The organism is Amycolatopsis ponsaeliensis (assembly GCF_030182635.1).
In the GTDB taxonomy this organism is placed as follows: domain Bacteria; phylum Actinomycetota; class Actinomycetes; order Mycobacteriales; family Pseudonocardiaceae; genus Amycolatopsis; species Amycolatopsis ponsaeliensis.
Genome location: NZ_JAPZLD010000072.1, coordinates 21,692 through 41,661 on the forward strand (window position 1 = coordinate 21,692; position 19,970 = coordinate 41,661).

The following is a 19,970-nucleotide window of genomic DNA, read 5'->3' on the forward strand; positions in this document are numbered from 1 at the left end:
GAGCACGGACGTGGCCCCGGCCGCCCGTCACCGCGTGAAGGTGAACCAGTTGATGTTCACGAAGTCCGACGCGCCGCCGCCGAACGTCAGGTAGACGTCGTGCACGCCCGTCGCCGACGCGACGATGTTCGCCGGCACCGTCTGCCAGTTCTGCCAGCCGCCGTTGTTCGCGAAGTCGATCTCCGCGAGGACCGGACCCGATGTGCTGTCCAGGCGGGCCAGGATCGCGCCGCTCACGCCGGCCGCCGCGCCGGAGGCCAGGCGGGCCACGAACTGGTGTGGCGAGCTCGAACCGAAGTCGAGGCCGCTGTACTTCAGCCAGTCGCCACCCGCGATCCAGCCGACGTCGGTGCCGCCGCCCGAATCACCGCACGCCTCGTTTTGGGTGCCGCTTTGGGCGCTGAAGGACTCCGCCTGGATCGTCGAGTACGCGCTCGTGCCGCCGGGCGGGGGTGTCGTGCCGCCGCCCGCGCCCGGGCCCAGCGACACCGTCCAGGACGTCGGTGCCGGGTCCTGGAGGTGGCCGTCGACCGGCTGGGCGCCCGTCGGGCCCACGTCGTCGTACGGGAAGGCGTAGCCGATCGTCGCGTGCTGGTGGACCAGGCGCGCGTAGTGGTTCGTCGTCGGGTCCTGGTAGTACTGGGACGGCGGGACGCCGTCGGGCTGGTTGTTGCCCCCACCGACCAGCAGGCTGCTGCGGTTGAGCGCGGCGGCGAGGCGGGCGGCGATCGCGCCGCGCGCGTCCCCGCCGGAGTTGTACAGCGGCCCGCTCGCGCAGCCGAAGATGTCGATCGCGCTCGGCTTGGTGAACGGGACGCCGTTGGTGTTCAGGCCGGCGAACACGATCGTGTCGCCGCTGACCGTGCCGGTGTACGAGCCGATGCTGCCCTGGCCGTTGATCGTCAGCGGGGTCGAGCGGTAGTGGTCCCAGACGGCGTTCAGGTAGCCGGTCCAGTAGCCGCCGAAGTCGGTGGGGGAGTGCCCGGGCGCGAGCACCCGCACGACCTTGCCGGACGCGTCGGTGACGACCAGCCGGTCCCACGGCGCCCCGTCGGTGTTGTGCTGGGCACGCAGCCCGTCGGCGATGGCCCCGAGCGCGCCGTCCGGCAGCGGGCTGACCGACTGCGCGCCGGCCGCTCCCGTCGTGGCCATCGACACCGGCAGCGCCACCATGTCGACGTAGCTGATGTTCGCGTAGAGGTTCGCGCTGTTGTAGGTGAACTCGCAGAACGTCCAGTTCGTCTGCCAGTTGGGGTCCGAGCTGGTGAAGCCCGGCTGCACGAGGCCGGGACCCGGGTTGACGAAGAACTGGATCTTCTTGTCGGCCGAGAACCACACCCGGCCGCCGATGATGTAGTCGTGCAGCGTCACGGTGACCTGGGCCCCGGAGCCGCCCAGCGGGATGGCGTAGTCCGGGATCGGCGTCACCGGCGACGACGGGTTGGGCAGCCGGTGGAACACGCCGTCGGCCGTCACGAAGCCGGGCCAGCCGGAGGTGTCCGCGCCGCTGACGTAGGCGTAGACGGTTCCGTTGCCGGAATTGTTCTTCAGCGTCAACGGCAGGGCCGCCGCGGCCCGCGCTCTCGGCGCGGTCGCGGCAGACCACAGTGGCGCGCTGGTCACGGCGGCGGCGAGGCCGGCGGTGACGAAGGTACGCCTGGACAACATGGCGCCTCCTCGGGGAGGGGCGGCGGCGTCCGTGGCGGCGGCACGCGTCCGCGGGGTGGGGGTCGCCGAACGCTAGGTACGCGGTGGCGGCGTGGTCAACACCGCCAGGTCAGGCAGGGTACGAGCGGCCGCCGAGCCTGCCCTCGCGTACAGGTGCGGCATTCGGAGCAACGCCATTCTTTCCGCGCGGGAATGCCGATCCGGAACGCGAAGAACGCAATTCGGGAGGTGCTTCCTACTCCATTCGTGGACTACTCGTCCGGGACGATCAACTTAGGTTGTCACCGGCAGCGACCTTTTCCGCTAGCCGTACCACGGCCGCGCCGGGTTAGCTGATCACCGGGGCCCGCGCGGGCGGGGTGCCCGAGGGGGAGGGGAAATCGATGATCGAGCACGGGAACGCCGGCGGCGACACCGAGCCTTGCCCTGCTTGCCCCGCGCCGCCCTGAGCGGGCGGCCGAAGACCCGGCGGGAGCACTCCCCCCTCCCGCCTGCGAGGTACGACGTCCGGTGCACCCAGCCCCCAGTACGGTGCGCCGGACGTCGTGCCGCAACCACGAAGACGGACGGGAAAGCGATCGTCCACAAGAGACGGAAAAGGATCAGGCGCCGACCGCGGCGGTGGCCTGGAGGTGCCGGCGGGCGCTCGCGGCCAGCTCGTCGATGTTGCGGTCCAGCAGCAGCTTCAGGTAGCCCGGGCCGATGCCGAAGTCGTCGTACCCGGTGACCAGGGACCGCAGCTTGTCGATCCGCACGTCGCCGCGCTTGGCCGGCATCTCGACCAGCTTGCGCTCGGCGCGTGTGCCGAGGCGCTCCTCCAGCCCGTCGACGATGTCCTCGATCGCCTCGGACCGGCCCGACGCCACGTTGACGACCTCGTCCCGGATGCCCTGGCCGAGCAGCGAGTCGATCATCCGCATCATGTCGCCGACGTCGAGCAGGTCCCGGGAGACCCCGGAGTGCAGCGTGACCGCGCCCGAGAGCACCTGGCGCGTCAGGGACGGCAGCAGCTGGTGCGGCGCCTGGCCCGGCCCGACGATGTGCGACAGCCGCAGGACGAGCCACGGCGCGCCGGAGAGCGCGCAGACGTGTTCGAGGCACAGCTTGTGCCGGCCGTAGGGCGTGAGCGGGAAGACCGCGCCGCCCTCGCTGCCGACCGACTGGTCGGCGCCGTACATGCCGGTCGAGGCGGTGGACAGGAAGATCACCGTGCGGCCGGTGGCCCGGCAGCGGTCGATCACGTCGTAGACCAGCGTCGACTCGCGCTGGAACGCCGAGACGTCGTCGACGAGCACCGTCGAGACGCCCGCCGCGATGAGGGTGACGTCCGGGTAGCGGTCGCCGAAGTGCTGCCGGGTGTGGTGTGCGATGAAGCCGTTCCCGATGATCTCCATCAGCGGGCCACCGTCCGGTCGTCGGACACCCCGGCCGCGTTCGAGAAGACTTCGTCGGCGAGCCGCGCGGTGTCCACGGAAGAAGCGAGCCAAGCCGCCTCGGAGTCGTCGCGCCCGGCCAGCGCGGCGACGCCGAACGAGCGCAGCGACAGCTCGAACTGGTGCGCCGGCGGAAGCCAGATTTCCTCGACGTGGTCCTGTTCTTCGATGCGCAGCACCGGTTGCCGGCCCGGCGGCGGCGTGAAGGCGCGGTCCAGTGACAGCGCGGCGGCGCTGCCCCAGAGCTCGTAGCGCGAGCGGTAGCTGTGCTGGAAACCGAAGTCGAGGGACGCGGTGACGCCGGTCGCCGAGGTCAGCAGCGCGTGCCCGGCGACGTCCACGCCGCCCTCGTCGAACCGCAGGGTGGCGCCGGTGACCCGCAGGTCGGGGCCCAGCAGGAAAAGCGCCGCGCGCAGCGGGTAGACGCCGACGTCGAGCAGCGCCCCGCCGCCGAGCGAGGGCTGGTAGCGGATGTCGTCGGCGGGCAGCGGCGGGATGCCGAACGACGCGGTGAACGTCCGGAGGTCGCCGAGGCGGCCGGCGTCGAGCAGGTCGCGCACCCGCGTGTGCTGGGGGTGGTGGATGAACGTGAAGTTCTCGCGCAGCACCAGGTTCAGCTTCGTGGCGAGCTCGGCCAGGTCCTGGGCCTGCTCGAGGTTGAGCGTCAGCGGCTTCTCGCACAGCACGTGCTTCCCGGCCAGCAGGGCCTTCCTGGTCCACTCGTGGTGCAGGCTGGTCGGCAGGGAGACGTACACGGCGTCGACGTCGGAGCGGTCCAGCAGCTCGTCGTAGGTCGTCGGCGTGGCGTGGAAGCGCGCGGCGAACTCCGCGGCCTTCTCCGGCGAGCGGGCCGCGACGGCGGTCAGCGCCAGTTCGTCCACGGCGGCCGCGGCGGGCAGCGTGCGCCGCGCGGCGATCGACGAGCAGCCCAGCGCGCCGAGCCGCAGGGCCCGGCTCACCGCAGCCCCCGCAGGCACGCGATCAGGCTGCGGGCCTGCACGTTGACGTAGTGGCTGTGCCGCAGCAGCTCGTTGAGCTGGTTGAGGGTGAGCCAGCGGAAGTCGGCCAGTCCGGCGTCCGGGAAGTCCGCGGGCACCTCGATGATCTGGTAGTCGCTGTACGCGTGGTGGAACCGGCCGCCCTCTTCGGAAAGCTGGGCGGAGAAGAGCACTTGGTCTTCGCGTCTGCCCAGCACCATGTCGAGGAACGGCGGCCGGTCCGCGGCCGGGGTGAGCACGTAGTTGTCCGGTGTGCACTGCACGGTCGGGGCGAGCTCGACCACGTCGAGGTAGCCGGGTTCGACGCGCGCGTTGAGCAGGGCGTGCAGCACCCCGTCGACGCGTTTCACCAGCAGGGCCACCACGCCCGCGCCGTGCGGCCGGACCAGCGGCTGGGTCCACTGCGCGACTTCGCGTCCGTTGGTGGTGATGTCGACGGCGATGATGCTGAAGAACAGGCCGAGCTCGTGCGAGATCTCGGACGGCGTCCGGACCCAGTTCGCGACCTCGCCCAGCGGGAGCGAGCTGGTGCGCACGACGTGCTGGGCCTGGCGCGAGGTGATCCAGCTGAGCACCTCGGTGCGCGTGTGCAGGCTGCCGGTGGGCTGGGCCGACGAGCGGGCCACGGCCGCGGCGAGGTCGCTCACAGCGTCGGCCTCGTGGCCTTCGAGCCCGGCCGGCATGCAGGACAGCACCGTACGGGCGTCCATGTTGACCAGGTTGTCGTGCTTGAGCAGCTCGTGCAGCTGGCCGAGGGTGAGCCAGCGGAAGTCGTCGGGCAGGTCGTCTTCGCCGGCGAACTCCGCGGCCTCGACGATCATGTTCCGGTTGCGCTTGCGGTAGAACCAGGAGCCCTGTTCGGACTGCAGGACGTCGGCGAGCACGGTTTCGGGGTCCGGGTCGCGGAAGTGGTCCAGGTAGGGGACCGGCCGCCCGCCGTGCACGCGGGTGTAGTTGCTCTTGGTCGCCTGGACCGTCGGCGAGACCTGGACGCCGTTGACGTTCCCGGGCTCCGACTTCGCCTGCATCAGGCAGTGCAGGACACCGTCGATCTCCTTGACGAGGATGCCCAGGATACCGATTTCCGGCTGGTTGATGATCGGCTGCGACCAGTGCGTGACCGGGCCGTGGTCGGTGTCGACCTCGAGCCCTTCGACGCCGAAGAACCGGCCGCTTTCGTGCCGCAGGTTCCCGGAGCCGGCGTCGAATCCCCACTGCCGGAGCTCGCCGAACTCGATCCGGCGGACCTCGTGGCGGTGGGCCAGGTTGCGATCCTCGATCCACTTGGCGACCACGGAGTTCGGGGTCGCGACACCGTCGGTGGCGGCCGCGGACTTGGCGAGCCGGTGTGGCAACGTCACGTCCGGTTTGCGGAGCAAGCCGGTTCCAGTGTGACGCTCCATGGATTTTCACCTCGCGTGGCCGGCGGACGGGATGTCCTATTTGTAGCGAGGAGAAACTAGGAGGAATGCTGGTCTTTCCCGCGGCGCCGGTTCCTCCGGGCGCGAGCCGGGTGTCGCGGTTCGGGTGCCGGCGGTCCGGCAAAGGTCTTGAATGAGTCATTCAGGACCTCCCAAGACCTGAATGACTCATTCAGGACGTCACCGCACCCGCCGACGCCACCGGAAGAACGCCGGGTCGGACCCGGCGAAGTCCTGGTCCGACCCGGCCTGCCGCGCGCCGGGCGTCGCGAACAAGTCATGGGGCACCTCCGGCGTCGCGAATGAGTCATTCGCGACAGCGGGAGCCGGGTGGTCAAGCCGAGCCACGCCCGGGCACCGGAACCACACAGCACTAGGCGAATCATCGGATTTCCTGTGCACGCACCCGGTGGGCGCTCCCGGCCGACTTAGGGTGCCCGGCGTGGACGTCTCCGGCGGGCATGTCGCCTTCTTCGGTTTTCCGGGCTTCGGTCACCTCCGGCCGACACTGCCGGTCGTGCGCGAGCTGCTTTCGCGCGGGCACGAAGTGTCGTACGTGGTCGCCGAGCGGTTCGCCGGCGTGGTCGCCGAGACCGGCGCGAGAGTGGTGACCTACCCCTCGGCGTTCCCGGAGTCGATGCCGGACGTGCACACCGCCGACGACCTCGCCGAGGTCCTCGCGCACTACCTCGACGAGGCCTACGCCCCGCTCGCCGCCGCGTGGCCGGAGTTCGCGGACCGCCCGGTGGACCTCGTGGTCCAGGACGTGCTGAGCACCGACGTCGGCACGCTGGTCGCGCGGCGCGCCGGCTGCGGCGTCGTCCGCCTGTTCGCCGGCTTCGGCGGCAACGACGAGGTGCCCCTCAACGGCAGCGAGACCGAGCTCGAAGGCCCGCCGCTCGACCCCGCCCACCCCGCGCTGGCGGCGTGCGGCGAGCGCATCACGGCGCTGCTCGGGAAGTTCGGCCTGGACACCCCGCCGGAGTTCGCGCCCGGCGGCGGCGAGGTCGTGGCGAACCTCGTGTTCGTGCCCCGCGCCTTCCAGCCCCGCCCGGAGTGCTTCGGCGACGACTTCGTGTTCGTCGGCCCCACCGGTGACGACGGCGCGGCCGCCGACGGCTGGGCCGCGCCCGCCGAGGACGTCCCGGTCGTCCTGGTGTCGCTGGGCACCTCCTCCAACAGCAACCCCGGGTTCTTCACCGCGTGCGGGCAGGCGTTCGCGGGCACCGGCTGGCGGGTTGTGATGACCACCGCCGGGCACGTCGGCGACGACCTCGCGGCGGCCATGCCGGACAACGTCGAGCTGCACTCCTGGCTCGACCACCGCGCGGTCCTGCCGCACACCGACGTCGTCGTCTGCCAGGCGGGGACGGGCTCCCTGATGGACGCGTTCGGCCACGGCGTCCCCGTGGTCGCCGTGCCGCAGCGCCCGGAGGCGCGGGTGACGGCGCAGCAGGTCGAGCGGCTGGGACTGGGCCGCGCGCTGCTCGACGACGTGACCGGGGACGACGTGCGCGACGCCGTCCTGGCCGTCGCCGCCGACGCGGCCGTGGCGGCCGAGGTCGCGGGTATGCGGGCCGCCATCCAGGCGTCCGGGGGCGCGAAAAAGGCGGCGGACGTGCTCGAACGCGCCGTGCGCGCAGGCGACGGGGAAAAGGCATGAGCGACGACGACAAGCTGCGCGGGTACCTCAAGAAGGTCACCGCGGACCTGTACCGGACGCGCGAGCGGCTGCGCGACGCGGAGGACCGCGAGCACGAGCCGATCGCGATCGTGGGGATGAGCTGCCGGTTCCCCGGCGGCGTCCGGTCGCCGGAGGACCTCTGGGACGTCGTGGCCTCGGGCCGCGACGCGATCTCGGGGTTCCCGGTCAACCGCGGCTGGGACCTCGACGCCCTCTACGACCCGGACCCGGACCGCGCCGGGAAGTGCTACACCCGCCAGGGTGGTTTCCTGCACGACGCGGACGAGTTCGACCCGGAGTTCTTCGGCATCTCCCCGCGCGAGGCGCAGACGATCGACCCGCAGCAGCGGCTGCTGCTCGAAACGGCCTGGGAAGCCTTCGAACGCGGCGGGATCGACCCGGCGTCGCTGCGCGGCAGCAGCACCGGCGTGTTCGCCGGGGTGATGTACAACGACTACGCCACGCGCCTGACCGACCTGCCCGCGAGCCTCGAAGGCTATGTGGGCAACGGGAGTGCGGCCAGCATCGCGTCCGGCCGGGTGGCCTACACCTTCGGGCTCGAAGGCCCGGCGGTCACCGTCGACACCGCCTGTTCGTCGTCGCTCGTCGCGTTGCATTGGGCCGCGCAGGCGCTGCGGCGCGGCGACTGCTCGCTGGCGCTCGCCGGCGGCGTCGCGGTGATGTCGACGCCGGTGACGTTCATCGGCTTCAGCCGGCAGCGCGGTCTCTCGCCGGACGGCCGCTGCCGCTCTTACGCCGACGCCGCCGACGGCACGGGCTGGGGCGAGGGCGCCGGTTTCCTGTTGCTGGAACGGCTTTCCGACGCGCGCCGCAACGGCCACCCGGTGCTCGCGGTGGTGCGCGGCTCGGCCGTCAACTCCGACGGCGCGAGCAGCGGGCTTACCGCGCCGAACGGGCCTTCGCAGCAGCGCGTCATCCGTGCCGCGCTCGCCGACGCGGGGCTGTCCGCCGCGGACGTTGACGTCGTCGAGGGCCACGGCACCGGGACCACGCTGGGCGACCCGATCGAGGCGCAGGCGCTGCTGGCGACGTACGGCCGGGAACGCGCCGGTGGAGCCCCGCTGTGGCTGGGCTCCGCGAAGTCGAACTTCGGTCACACGCAGGCCGCGGCCGGCGTCGGCGGCGTGATCAAGATGGTGATGGCGCTGCGCAACGAGCTGCTGCCGCGCACCCTGCACGCCGAGATCCCGTCGTCCAAAGTGGACTGGGACACCGGCGAGGTCGAGCTGCTGCAGGAGGCCGTCGCGTGGCCGGCGGGCGAGCGGCCGCGCCGGGCCGGGGTCTCGTCCTTCGGCGTGAGCGGCACCAACGCGCACACGATCATCGAGCAGGCCCCCGAACCCGAGCCGGCCGAGGTGGGTGGCCCGGCCGGGCTGGTGCCCGCGATCCTGTCGGCGAAGAGCCCGGAGGCGCTGCGCGAGCAGGCCGCCCGGTTGCTGTCGCAAGTGGACGGACTCCGGCCGGTCGACGTCGCGTATTCGCTGGCCACCACGCGAGCCGCGTTCGAGCACCGCGCCGTCGTGCTGGCGGAGACCGCCGAGGAACTGCGCGACGGTCTCACCGAGCTGACGTCCGCCGGCGAAACCACCCCGGGCAAGACGGCTTACGTGTTCGCGGGCCAGGGAGCGCAGCAGCCGGGCATGGGACGCGGGCTGTACGCCGCGTTCCCCGTTTTCGCGCAGGCCTTCGACGAAGTCTGCGCGGGCTTCGCCGGACTGCGCGAGCTGATCTTCGACGGTGGCGACCTGGACCGGACCGAGGTGACCCAGCCCGCCCTGTTCGCCCTGGAGGTCGCGCTCCACCGGCTGCTCGTGTCCTGGGGCCTGACGCCCGACTTCGTCATGGGCCACTCGATCGGCGAGCTGGCTGCCGCGCACGTCGCCGGGGTGTTCGACCTCCCGGACGCGTGCCGGCTGGTTGCCGCGCGGGCGCGGCTCATGCAGTCGGTGCCCGACGCCGGCGCGATGGCCGCCCTGCGCGCCACCGAGGACGAGGTCCGGCCGCTGCTGGGCGAGCGGGTCGCCCTCGCCGCGATCAACGGTCCTGACGCCGTGGTCGTTTCCGGTGACGTCGACGCCGTCGAGGAGATCGCCGCGCGGTTCGCCGGGTCGAAACGGCTGCGGGTCAGCCACGCGTTCCACTCGCCGCACATGGACTCGATCCTGGACGCGTTCCGCGCGGTCGCGAAGACCGTCACCTACACGGCGCCGAAGATCCCCGTGGTCTCGAACGTGACCGGCGAACCGGCCGACGTCGCCTCCGCGGAGTACTGGGTCGAGCACGTCCGCGCCACCGTCCGGTTCCACGACGGGATGCGCTGGCTCGCCGCGAACCGCGTGACCCGCTTCGTGACGCCCGGGCCCGGCGGTGCGGCCGCCGCGATGGCCGGCGACTGCGTGCCGGACGCGGTGGTGGTGCCGGTGCTGCGCCGGGACCGGGACGAGGTGCGCACGGTCATCGAAGCCGTCGGACGGCTGCACGTCGCCGGGTTCAGCCCGGACTGGGAAGCCGTGTTCGCCGGGCGGGGCGCGCGGGTCGTGGACCTGCCGACCTACGCCTTCCAGCGGGAACGCTACTGGCTGGACGGGCAGCGGGCGGTCAAGCCGGCCGGTGCGCTGTACCGCGTCGAGCAGGTCCCGGCGACCGCCACCAGCCCGGCCGTCGACTGGCACGAACTGGACCCCGCCGCGGACGTCCCGCCGGTGGTCTTCTTCCGCTGCAAGGCCGAAGGCGATCTCGTCGAGGCCGCTCACCGTTTGACGCGGGATGCTCTGCACCTGCTGCAAACCTGGCTGGGCGACGATCGCTACGCACGATCGAAGCTGGTCTTCGTCACCCGAGGGCTCGCCGGTGCGGCGGTGCGGGGCCTGGTCCGCTCCGCACAAGCCGAACACCCCGGCCGGTTCGTCCTGGCGAACGCCGCCGAACTGCCGGCCGCGTTCGCCATCGAGGAGCCGGAAGCCACCTACACGGGCAGCGAAGTCACTGTGCCGCGGCTCGTGGAGTCCACTTCGGACGGACTCGGCGTCCGGCTCGAAGGGACGGTGCTCATCACCGGCGGGGCCGGTTCGCTCGGCGGCGCGCTGGCCCGGCACCTGGTCCGCGCGCACGACGTGCGCCGGCTCGTCCTCGTGAGCCGGCGGGGACCGGATGCGCCGGGCGCGCGGGACCTCGAGACGGAACTGGCCGCGGAAGGCGCCGAAGTCGTCCTCGCCGCCTGTGACGTCACCGACCGGGAAGCCCTGGCCGGGCTGCTCGGCGAGGTCGGCCCGCTCGCCGCGGTGGTGCACGCGGCCGGCGTCCTCGACGACGGCGTCGTCTCCTCGCTGACCCCCGAGCGGCTCGACGCCGTCCTGCGGCCCAAGCTCGGCGCGGCCTGGCACCTGCACGAGCTCACCGAAGGCCTGTCCGCGTTCGTCCTCTTCTCGTCCGCCGCCGGGGTCCTCGGCGGGGCCGGGCAGGGCAACTACGCGGCGGCCAACACGTTCCTCGACGCGCTCGCCGCGCACCGGCGGGACCTGGGACTGCCCGCGGTGTCGCTGGCCTGGGGCCCGTGGGTACCCGACGGCGGGATGACCGGGCAGCTCACCGACGCCGACGTCGCCCGGATGCGCCAGGGCGGGGTGCGGCCGCTGCCCGCCCGCGACGCGCTGGCCCTGTTCGACCGCGCCCTCGCCGGCTCGGACGCGCTGGTCGTGCCGATCGACTTCGCCGCCGACGACCTCGACACCACCCGGCCGCTGCTCGGCGGGCTCGCCGGTGACCAGCCCACCCCGGCCACGCGGCTCACCGGTGATCCCGCCAGTGCCCTCGACCTGGTCCGGGCGCAGGTTGCCGCGGTGCTCGGCCACTCGGCGGCGTCCGTGCGCGCGGACCGGCCCTTCGCCGACCTCGGCTTCGACTCGCTCACCGCGGTCGAACTGCGCAACGCCCTCGGCCGCGAGACCGGCCTGACGCTGCCCTCGACCCTCGTGTTCGACCACCCGACGCCGCGCGCGCTCGCCGAGCACCTGCTCGGCGCGGCCGGTCCCGGGCCCGCCGAGACGGCCACCCGGGCCGTCGACGAGCCGATCGCGATCGTGGCGATGAGCTGCCGCTTCCCCGGCGGGGTCGGCACGCCCGAGCAGCTGTGGGAGCTTCTTGAAAGCGGGCGCGACGTCATCGCGCCGTTCCCCGGCGACCGCGGCTGGGACCTCGACACGCTCTACCACCCGGACCCCGACCACCCCGGCACCTGCTACACGCGGGAAGGCGGCTTCCTCGCCGACGCGGCCGGGTTCGACCCGGAGTTCTTCGAGGTGTCGCCGCGCGAAGCCGTCGCGATGGACCCGCAGCAGCGGCTGCTGCTGGAGACCTCCTGGGAGGCCTTCGAACGCGCGGGGATCGACCCGTCGGCCCTGCGCGGCAGCCGCACCGGCGTCTTCGCCGGGACCAACGGCCAGGACTACTCGTCGCTGCTGCGGGATTCGGCGGACGACGTCGCCGGGCACCTCGGCACCGGCAACGCGGCGAGCGTGCTGTCCGGCCGGGTCTCCTACACCTTCGGGCTCGAAGGCCCGGCCGTCACCGTCGACACGGCGTGCTCGTCGTCGCTGGTCGCCCTGCACCTCGCGGCGCAGTCGCTGCGCTCGGGCGAGTGCTCGCTGGCGCTGGCCGGCGGGGTCACCGTGATGTCCACCCCGGCCGGGTTCGTGGAGTTCAGCCGCCAGCGCGGGCTGGCCGAGGACGGCCGCTGCAAGGCCTTCGGCGAAGGCGCCGACGGCACCGGCTGGTCGGAAGGCGCCGGGATCCTGCTGCTGGAACGGCTTTCCGACGCCCAGCGCAACGGCCGCCAGGTGCTGGCGGTCCTGCGTGGCTCGGCCGTCAACCAGGACGGCTCGAGCAACGGGCTCACCGCCCCGAACGGCCCTTCCCAGCAACGCGTGATCCTCGCCGCGCTCGCCGACGCCGGGCTCGCGCCGTCCGATGTGGACGCCGTCGAGGCGCACGGCACCGGCACGCGGCTCGGCGACCCGATCGAGGCCCAGGCGCTGCTCGCGACCTATGGGCAGGACCGCGAGCGTCCCCTGTGGCTGGGCGCGATCAAGTCCAACCTCGGCCACACTCAGGCCGCCGCCGGGGTCGCCGGAGTGATCAAGATGGTCCTCTCGCTGAACCACGAGACCTTGCCGCGCACGCTGCACGCCGACGTCCCGTCGGAGCGGGTCGACTGGACCGCCGGGAACGTCCGGCTGCTCACCGAGCCCGTCGCCTGGCCGGCAGCGAGCCGGCCGCGCCGGGCCGCGGTGTCCGCGTTCGGCTTCAGCGGGACCAACGCGCACGTCGTGCTGGAGCAGGCCCCCGCACCGGTCGAGTCCACTGTGGACGAGACGGCGTCGCTTCTCTGGCCGGTGTCCGGGCACACCGAGGCGGCGCTGGCTGCGCAGGCTGCCGCCCTGCTTCCGGTGGCGGCCCAAGACATCGGTTCCGCGCTGGCCGCCCGGACCGCGTTCGACCACCGGGCCGTCGTCCTGGCCCCCGACCGGGACACCGCGCTCCGGAACCTGCGGCGGCTGGCCGAAGGCGGCGAAGGGCCCGGCGTCGTCCGCGGTCGTGTCTCCGACGAGGGCCGTTCGGCGTTCCTCTTCACCGGCCAGGGCGCCCAGCGCGCGGGCATGGGACTCGCGCTGCGCGAGGAGTTCCCGGTGTTCGCCGACGCCTTCGACGCGGCCTGCGCGCGGTTCGACCTCCCGCTGCGCGAGGTGATCGCCGAGGGCGGCGATCGGCTCGACCAGACGCGATTCGCCCAGCCCGCGCTGTTCGCGGTCGAGGTGGCGCTGTTCCGCCTGCTGGAGTCGTGGGGGCTGACCCCGGACTTCGTCATGGGCCACTCCGTCGGCGAGCTCGCGGCCGCCCACGTGGCCGGGGTGCTGAGCCTCGACGACGCCTGCACGCTGGTCGCCGCGCGCGGCCGGCTCATGCAGGAGCTGCCCGCGACCGGTGCGATGGTGGCCCTGCGCGCGACCGAGGAGGAGGTCCGGTCGCTGCTCACCGCGTCGGCCGGGATCGCCGCCGTCAACGGGCCCGCGTCGATCGTCGTGTCCGGCGTCGAAGAGGACGTCCTCGGCATCGCCGCGCACTTCACGCGGCTGGGCCGGGAAACCAAGCGGCTGCGCACCAGCCACGCGTTCCACTCCCCGCTGATGGACCCGATGCTCGCGCGGTTCCGCGAGGTCGCGGCCGGCCTGTCCTACCAGGACCCGAAGATCGGGCTGGTCTCGAACCTCACCGGCCGGCTCGTCACCGCCGCCGGGCCCGAGCACTGGGTCCGGCACGTGCGCGACGAGGTCCGCTTCGCCGACGGCGTCGGCCGGCTCGCCTCCCTCGGCGTCACCCGGTTCGTCGAGGTCGGCCCGGACGCCGTGCTCTCCGCGATGGTCGGGGACTGCGTCGACGGCGAAGTCTTCGTCACCGCGACCCAGCGGCGTAAGCGCCCCGACGTCGAGGCCGTCCTGACCGCGGTGGCCGAGGCCCACGTACACGGCTTCTCCCCGGACTGGACGACGTTGGTCGCGGCAGGCGAGCGGGCCGAGCTGCCGACCTATTCGTTCCAGCGCCGCCGGTTCTGGCCCGCGGCCGCCGGCCGCACCGGCGACGTCGCGACCGCCGGGCTGGCCGCCAGCCCGCACCCGTTCCTCGGCGCCACCGCCGAACTGGCCGGGTCCGCGGGCGTCCTCGGCACCGGACGGCTCTCCCTGCGCACCCATCCCTGGCTCGCCGACCACGGCATCGGCGGTTCGGTGCTCTTCCCCGGGACGGCGTTCGTGGAGCTCGCCGTCGACGCGGGCGACCGCGCCGGCCGCACGCAGCTCGAGGAGCTGACGCTCGGGGCGCCGCTGGTGCTGCCCGCGACCGGCGGTGTCCGGCTCCAGGTCCTGACCGGCGCGCCGGACGAGTCCGGGGCGTGCTCGCTGACCATCCACTCGTGCGCCGAGGACGCGGCCCCCGACAGCCCCTGGACGTTGCACGCGAGCGGCGTGCTGACGCCGGCGGTCCCGGTGCGCGGCGACGACCTCACCGAATGGCCGCCCGCGGGCGCCGAGCTTCTCGAGACTGACGGGCTCTACGACCGGCTCGCGGACAGCGGATTCGGCTACGGCCCGGTCTTCCAGGGGCTGCGGAAGGCTTGGCGGCACGGCGAAGACGTCTTCGCCGAGGTCGAGCTGCCGGAGGACGCGGACGCTTCGGCGTTCGGGCTGCACCCGGCGTTGCTCGACGCGGTCCTGCACGCGGCGGCGTTCCTGCCGTTCGCGCCCGCTCCGAACGGCAGGCTGCCGTTCTCCTGGCGCGGGGTGTCGCTGCACGCCGAGGGCGCGCGTGGCCTGCGGGTGCGGCTCACCAAGACCGGGCCTGAGTCCCTCGCGATCACGATCGCCGACTCCGCCGGCCGGGCCGTCGCGACCGTGGATTCCCTGGCCCTGCGGGAGTTCTCGCCGGACCAGCTCGTGGCCCGCCCGGACGCGCTCCACCGGCTCACCTGGCCCGCTCACGACGGTGACGTAGTGGATCCGTCGTGGACGGTCGTCGACTCGCTCGCCGATGTCACCGACGTCACCGACGTCACCGATGTCCCGGACGTCGTCGTGGTCCCCTTCGCGACGCGGCCGGTGCGCGAGGCGACGCACCACGCGCTCGCCCTCGTCCAGGCCTGGCTCGCCGATGACCGCTTCGCCGCGGCGAAGCTCGCGCTGCTGACTTCCGGCGCGGTCGTCACCGAAGAAGGTGACGGCCCGGCCGATCCCGCCCTCGCCGCGGTCTGGGGCCTGGTGCGCTCGGCGCAGTCGGAGCACCCCGGCCGGTTCGTGCTGGTGGACGCCGGCGACCCGGCCGACCTCGCCGCCGCCCTGGCGACGGGGGAGAACCAGGTCGCGGTCCGCGCCGGCACGGCCCGGGTCGCGCGGCTGGCCAAGGAAACGGACGCGCTCACCGTCCCCGCCGGGGACTGGCGGGTCGACATCGCCGACCGCGGCACCCTCGACGGGCTGACCGTGGTGGCCTGTCCCGAATTCGCCGAGCCGGTCGCGCCGGGCGCGGTGCGGATCTCCGTGCGCGCCGCCGGCGTGAACTTCCGGGACGTCCTCAACACGCTCGGCATGTACCCGGGCCCGGCCACCTCGCCGGGGCTGGAGGGCGCCGGGGTCGTCACGGCGGTCGGCGACGGCGTCACCCGGTTCGCGCCCGGCGATCGCGTGATGGGCATGTTCGGCGGCGCGTTCGGGCCGGTGGCGGAGGTCGACGAGCGCATGCTCTGCCGGCTGCCCGCCGGGATGTCGTTCGCGCAGGGCGCTTCGGTGCCGGTGGTGTTCCTGACCGCGCTCTACGCCCTGACCGACCTTGGTGACCTGCAGGCGGGCGAGACCGTCCTGGTGCACGCGGCGGCGGGCGGCGTCGGCATGGCCGCGGTGCAGCTCGCGCGGCAGCTCGGTGCCGAGGTGTACGGCACCGCGAGTGCGGGCAAGTGGGACACGTTGCGGGCTTCGGGCCTGGCGGACGACCACATCGCGTCGTCGCGGACGCTCGACTTCGAAGCCGAGTTCCGCGCGGCGACCGGCGGACGCGGTGTCGACGTCGTGCTCGACTCGCTCGCCGGGGACTTCGTGGACGCGTCCCTGCGGCTGCTGCCGCGCGGGGGCCGGTTCCTGGAGATGGGCAAGACCGACGTGCGCGACCCCGAGCGCGTCGCGGCCGAGCACCCGGGCGTCCGGTACCAGGCGTTCGACCTGGTCGAGGCCGGGCACGACCGGATCCGCGAGCTGTTCGACCGGCTGCTGGAGTGGTTCGAGGCCGGGGTGCTGACGCCGGTGCCGGTCACCTCCTGGGACGTCCGGCGCGCCCCCGCGGCGTTCCGGCACGTGAGCCAGGCGAAGCACGTCGGCAAGGTCGTGCTGACCGTGCCCGCGCCGCTCGACGCGCACGGCACCGTGCTGATCACCGGCGGCACCGGCGGGCTCGGGCGGCTGCTGGCCCGGCACCTCGCGGACTCCGGCGTCCGGCACCTGCTGCTGGCGAGCCGGCGCGGTCCGGCGGCCGAGGGTGTCGAGGAACTGCGGGCCGAGCTGTCCTCGCTCGGGGCCGAGACTTCCGTTGTCGCGTGTGACGCGGCGAACCGGGAAGCGCTTGCGAAGCTGCTGGCCGACGTGCCCGCGCGGCACCCGCTGACCGCCGTGGTGCACGCGGCCGGGGTGCTCGACGACGGGCTCGTCGGCGCGCTGACCCCGGAGCGGCTGGACGCCGTGCTGCGGCCGAAGGTCGTCGCGGCCGCGAACCTGGACGAGCTGACGCGGGACCTCGATCTGTCCGCGTTCGTCCTGTTCTCCTCGGCGGCCGGGGTGCTCGGAGCGCCGGGTCAGGGCAACTACGCGGCCGCAAACGCTTTCCTGGACGCGCTGGCCCGGCAACGGCGATCGGCGGGACTGCCCGCGCTGGCGCTGGCCTGGGGACCGTGGCTGCCGACCGGCGGCATGACGGCCGGGCTGTCCGACGCCGACGTGCGCCGCATGGCGCGGTCCGGGCTGCCGCCGCTGCCCGCGGACCAGGGACTGGCGCTGTTCGACGCGGCGCTGGGCGCGCCCGACGCGGTGCTGGTGCCGATGCTGGTCGACGCGCGCGTACTGGGCTCGACCGACGTCCCGGAGCAGCTGCGCGGAGTGGTCCGGACCGCCGTCCGGCGCCGCACGGCCGGTGCGGGAGCGGCGGAGGCCGACCTGCGGCAGCGGCTCGCCGGGACGTCCGGTGAGGACCGGCGGCAGGCGCTGCTGGACCTGGTGTGCGCGCAGGTGGGCGCGGTGCTGGGCTACGGCGGCGCGGAGACCGTCGACCCGCTGCGGGTGTTCAAGGAGCTGGGCTTCGACTCGCTGACCGCGGTGGAACTGCGCAACCGCCTCAGCGCGGCGAGCGGGATCCGCCTGCCGGCGACGCTGATCTTCGACTACCCGACCCCGGCGGCGCTGGCCGGCTACGTGGGGGAGGAGCTGTTCCCGGACTCCCCCTCGGAGGAGCCTGACCAGGAACAGGAGATCCGCGCGGCACTGGCGTCCATTCCGGTCGCGCGGTTCCGCGAGGCGGGGTTGCTGGAGGCGGTGCTGAAGCTGCGGGACGGCGGCCCGGCCCCGGAATCCCCCGACGACGACGCGTTCGGCGAGATGGGGGTCGACGACCTCGTGCGGCTGGCCCTCGGCGACGAATAGCGTCGCGCGAAACGGAAGCGGCCGTCCTGGTGACCCCCCGACCGGGACACCAGGACGGCCGCCGAGTTCCGTCGATGGCAGGATTTCAGGATTCTCAGGAGATGAAGAACCGGCGCCGTCCGGCGGCCGTCGTCTTGCGGGAAGTGGCGCTGCGCACGAAGAACAGCAGACCCACGACGATGGTGACCCCGCCGCCGATCACGCCGATGGTGTGCTCTCCCGCGTTGATGATGATCGCGACCCCGCCCGCGACGAGAATCAGTCCCATGACGAGGGAAACGAAGGGACGTCCTTGTTCTTTGGCCATCGGAAACTCCTCGTGAAAAGTAGTCGACGAAATCTCTTGTGATCGATTCAAGCACACGGCGATCACCGTTGTGAGTCCTCGAAAGTCGTCTTCCGACCATCGAAAGTTGACGTTCCCCCGAGTTGCCGGTCGCGCCGGGTGCTGGGAAGATCACGCAGGTACGGGGGTTGCAACTTTGGTTGCGGTGACAAGCGACCTTGTGTACTAGCCCGGCGGTGGTGGCAGCCGGTTGACTTGTCCTCAGGTACTACAGGATTCGGATACGGAGCAGGCGCTTGATCACAGCACGAGATCTGACGAAGCGATACGGGGACACGACGGCCGTCAACGGCCTGTCGTTCGACATCAAGCCTGGCGTCGTGACCGGTTTCCTGGGGCCCAACGGGGCGGGCAAGTCGACCACGATGCGCATGATCCTCGGCCTGGACGCCCCCAGCGGCGGCTCGGTCACGGTCAACGGCAAGGCCTACCGGGACCTGCCCGCGCCGATGCGGGAGGTCGGGGCGCTGCTCGACGCGAAGGCCGTCCACGGCGCGCGCACGGCGTACCGGCACCTGCAGTGGGTGGCGCAGGCCGGCGGCATCCCGCGCAAGCGGGTGGACGAGGTGCTCGACACCGTCGGCCTCACCGAGGTCGCGGGCAAGAAGGTCGGCAACTTCTCCCTCGGCATGTACCAGCGGCTCGGCATCGCGACCGCCCTGCTGGGCGACCCGCCGACGCTGCTGTTCGACGAGCCGGTCAACGGCCTCGACCCCGAGGGCATCTACTGGATCAGGACCCTGATGCAGGACCTCGCCGCCGAGGGGCGGACGGTCTTCGTGTCGAGCCACCTGATGAACGAGATGGAAGAGACCGCCGCGCACGTCATCGTGATCGGCCGGGGCGAGCTCATCGCCGACATGCCGATCGCCGACTTCACCCAGCGCAGCGCGCGCAGCCACGTCCACGTGGTCTCGCCGCAGGCCGCCGAGCTCGCCGAAGCCCTGGAACGGGCGGGCGGCAAGGTGACGAAGCTGGACGACGGCTCGCTCAACATCGTCGGCCTGGACGCGCCGGAGATCGGCGACCTCGCACTGGAGCGCCGGCTCGGGCTGCACGAGCTCACGCCGGTCCGCGCCAGCCTCGAGGCCGCGTTCATGGATCTCACCAAGGACAGCGTGCAGTACCGCTCGCACAATGGCGCGGCACCGGAGGAGCACAAGGTTCTCGAGACGGCCCGCGCGCTCGCGGCGGAAGGGAGTGAATGACGTGACCACCGCAACGGCTTCGCTGCCGGAGACGAAGGTCTCGCCTGGCATCGGCAACACGCTCGCCGCGGAGTGGACCAAGCTCAAGTCGGTCCGCTCGACGTGGCTCGTCGTCATCGCCGCGGCCGTCGTCAGCGTCGGGTTCTCCGTGCTGTTCAGCTTCCTGACCGAGCAGGACTACAAGAACCTGCCCGCCGGCCAGACGATGGACTTCGACTCGGCCGGCACCGCCATGGTCGGGATGAACCTCGGCCTGATCCTGATCTCCGTGCTCGGCGTGCTCGCCGTGTCCGGTGAGTACTCGACCGGAATGATGCGCCTCACGCTGGCCATCACCCCGCACCGCGGCCGGGTCCTGATCTCGAAGGCCGTGGTCGTCGGGCTGCTGGCGTTCGTGCTCGGCACCCTGTTCGCGGCGGCGGCGTTCTTCATCGGCCAGCTGGTGCTCGGCATCAACCCGGCCATCCCGACGCTGGGCCTCGGCGGCCCGGGCGTGCTGCGCAGCCTGCTCGGCTGGGGCGCGGAGTTCGCGGCGTTCGCGCTGCTGGCCCTGTCGTTCGGCGTGATGATGCGCAGCGCGGCGGGCGCGATCGCGACGGCGATCGGCTTCATCTTCGCCCCGGCGATCCTCGGCGCGCTGCTGCCGCAGTGGGTCCAGCGCGACATCCTCGCGTACTTCCCGGCGTCGGCCGCGGAGCAGCTGAGCACAGCCCAGCTGAAGACGGACTCGGTGACGTACCTGGGCCCGCTGACCGGCGGCGGGACGCTGCTGACGTGGGTCGCGGTCGCGCTGGTGGTGGCGTTCTCCCTGATGGGGAAGCGCGACTCCGGCTGAGAGGTCTGCCGCGGCAAGAGGTCGTGAGTGAGAAACAGGGTTAGAACTGTCGATGGGCGCTGGCGTGCGCTCGCGGGTGGGATGAGAATCGGTGGGCGTGTCGCCGGTCGACGTCGGCTGTGTTTGGCCG

The 19,970-nt window shown here is 72.7% G+C and carries 8 protein-coding genes and 1 pseudogene; 4 read left to right on the forward strand and 5 right to left on the reverse strand.

Annotation, left to right across the window (positions count from 1 at the left end; translation table 11 throughout):
- Positions 1-27 precede the first annotated feature (27 nt).
- From QQ657_RS52285 to QQ657_RS52300, 4 genes are all read right to left on the reverse strand, one after another.
- A complete protein-coding gene (locus QQ657_RS52285; RefSeq protein ID WP_284749952.1) occupies positions 28-1,668 on the reverse strand; it encodes a beta-1,3-glucanase family protein in 1,641 nt (546 codons plus the stop codon).
- A 602-nt stretch (positions 1,669-2,270) separates the two neighbouring features.
- Positions 2,271-3,062 carry an NAD-dependent epimerase/dehydratase family protein gene (locus QQ657_RS52290; protein ID WP_284749953.1) on the reverse strand — a complete coding sequence of 264 codons (792 nt, stop codon included), beginning with the start codon at positions 3,060-3,062 and terminating at the stop codon, positions 2,271-2,273.
- Entirely contained in the window at positions 3,062-4,078 is a 1,017-nt protein-coding gene (locus QQ657_RS52295; RefSeq protein WP_284749954.1) for a Gfo/Idh/MocA family protein, read from the reverse strand. Before QQ657_RS52295 ends, QQ657_RS52290 begins: the two co-directional genes overlap by 1 nt.
- Complete coding sequence (locus QQ657_RS52300) at positions 4,057-5,502, reverse strand: NDP-hexose 2,3-dehydratase family protein (protein ID WP_284749955.1); 1,446 nt, start codon at positions 5,500-5,502, stop codon at positions 4,057-4,059. Before QQ657_RS52300 ends, QQ657_RS52295 begins: the two co-directional genes overlap by 22 nt.
- 181 nt (positions 5,503-5,683) lie before the next feature.
- Between QQ657_RS52300 and QQ657_RS52305 the strand changes: the two genes are divergently transcribed.
- Positions 5,684-7,183 (forward strand): macrolide family glycosyltransferase, encoded by a 1,500-nt coding sequence (locus tag QQ657_RS52305; protein WP_434056866.1) that lies wholly within the window; start codon positions 5,684-5,686, stop codon positions 7,181-7,183.
- Positions 7,180-17,451, forward strand: a pseudogene (locus QQ657_RS52310) (type I polyketide synthase); the annotation flags it as partial. The gene QQ657_RS52305 and the pseudogene QQ657_RS52310, both read left to right, overlap by 4 nt.
- A 94-nt stretch (positions 17,452-17,545) precedes the next feature.
- On the opposite strand, the gene QQ657_RS52315 reads toward QQ657_RS52310, so the two are convergent.
- Complete coding sequence (locus tag QQ657_RS52315; RefSeq protein ID WP_284749958.1) at positions 17,546-17,758, reverse strand: hypothetical protein; 213 nt, start codon at positions 17,756-17,758, stop codon at positions 17,546-17,548.
- Positions 17,759-18,033: 275 nt separating this feature from the next.
- Here QQ657_RS52315 and QQ657_RS52320 point away from each other — a divergent pair, with 275 nt between their 5' ends.
- Both QQ657_RS52320 and QQ657_RS52325 read left to right on the forward strand, forming a co-directional pair.
- Entirely contained in the window at positions 18,034-19,005 is a 972-nt protein-coding gene (locus tag QQ657_RS52320; RefSeq protein ID WP_284749959.1) for an ABC transporter ATP-binding protein, read from the forward strand.
- 1 nt (position 19,006) lies between these two features.
- Entirely contained in the window at positions 19,007-19,840 is an 834-nt protein-coding gene (locus QQ657_RS52325; RefSeq protein WP_284749960.1) for an ABC transporter permease, read from the forward strand.
- Positions 19,841-19,970: the final 130 nt, after the last annotated feature.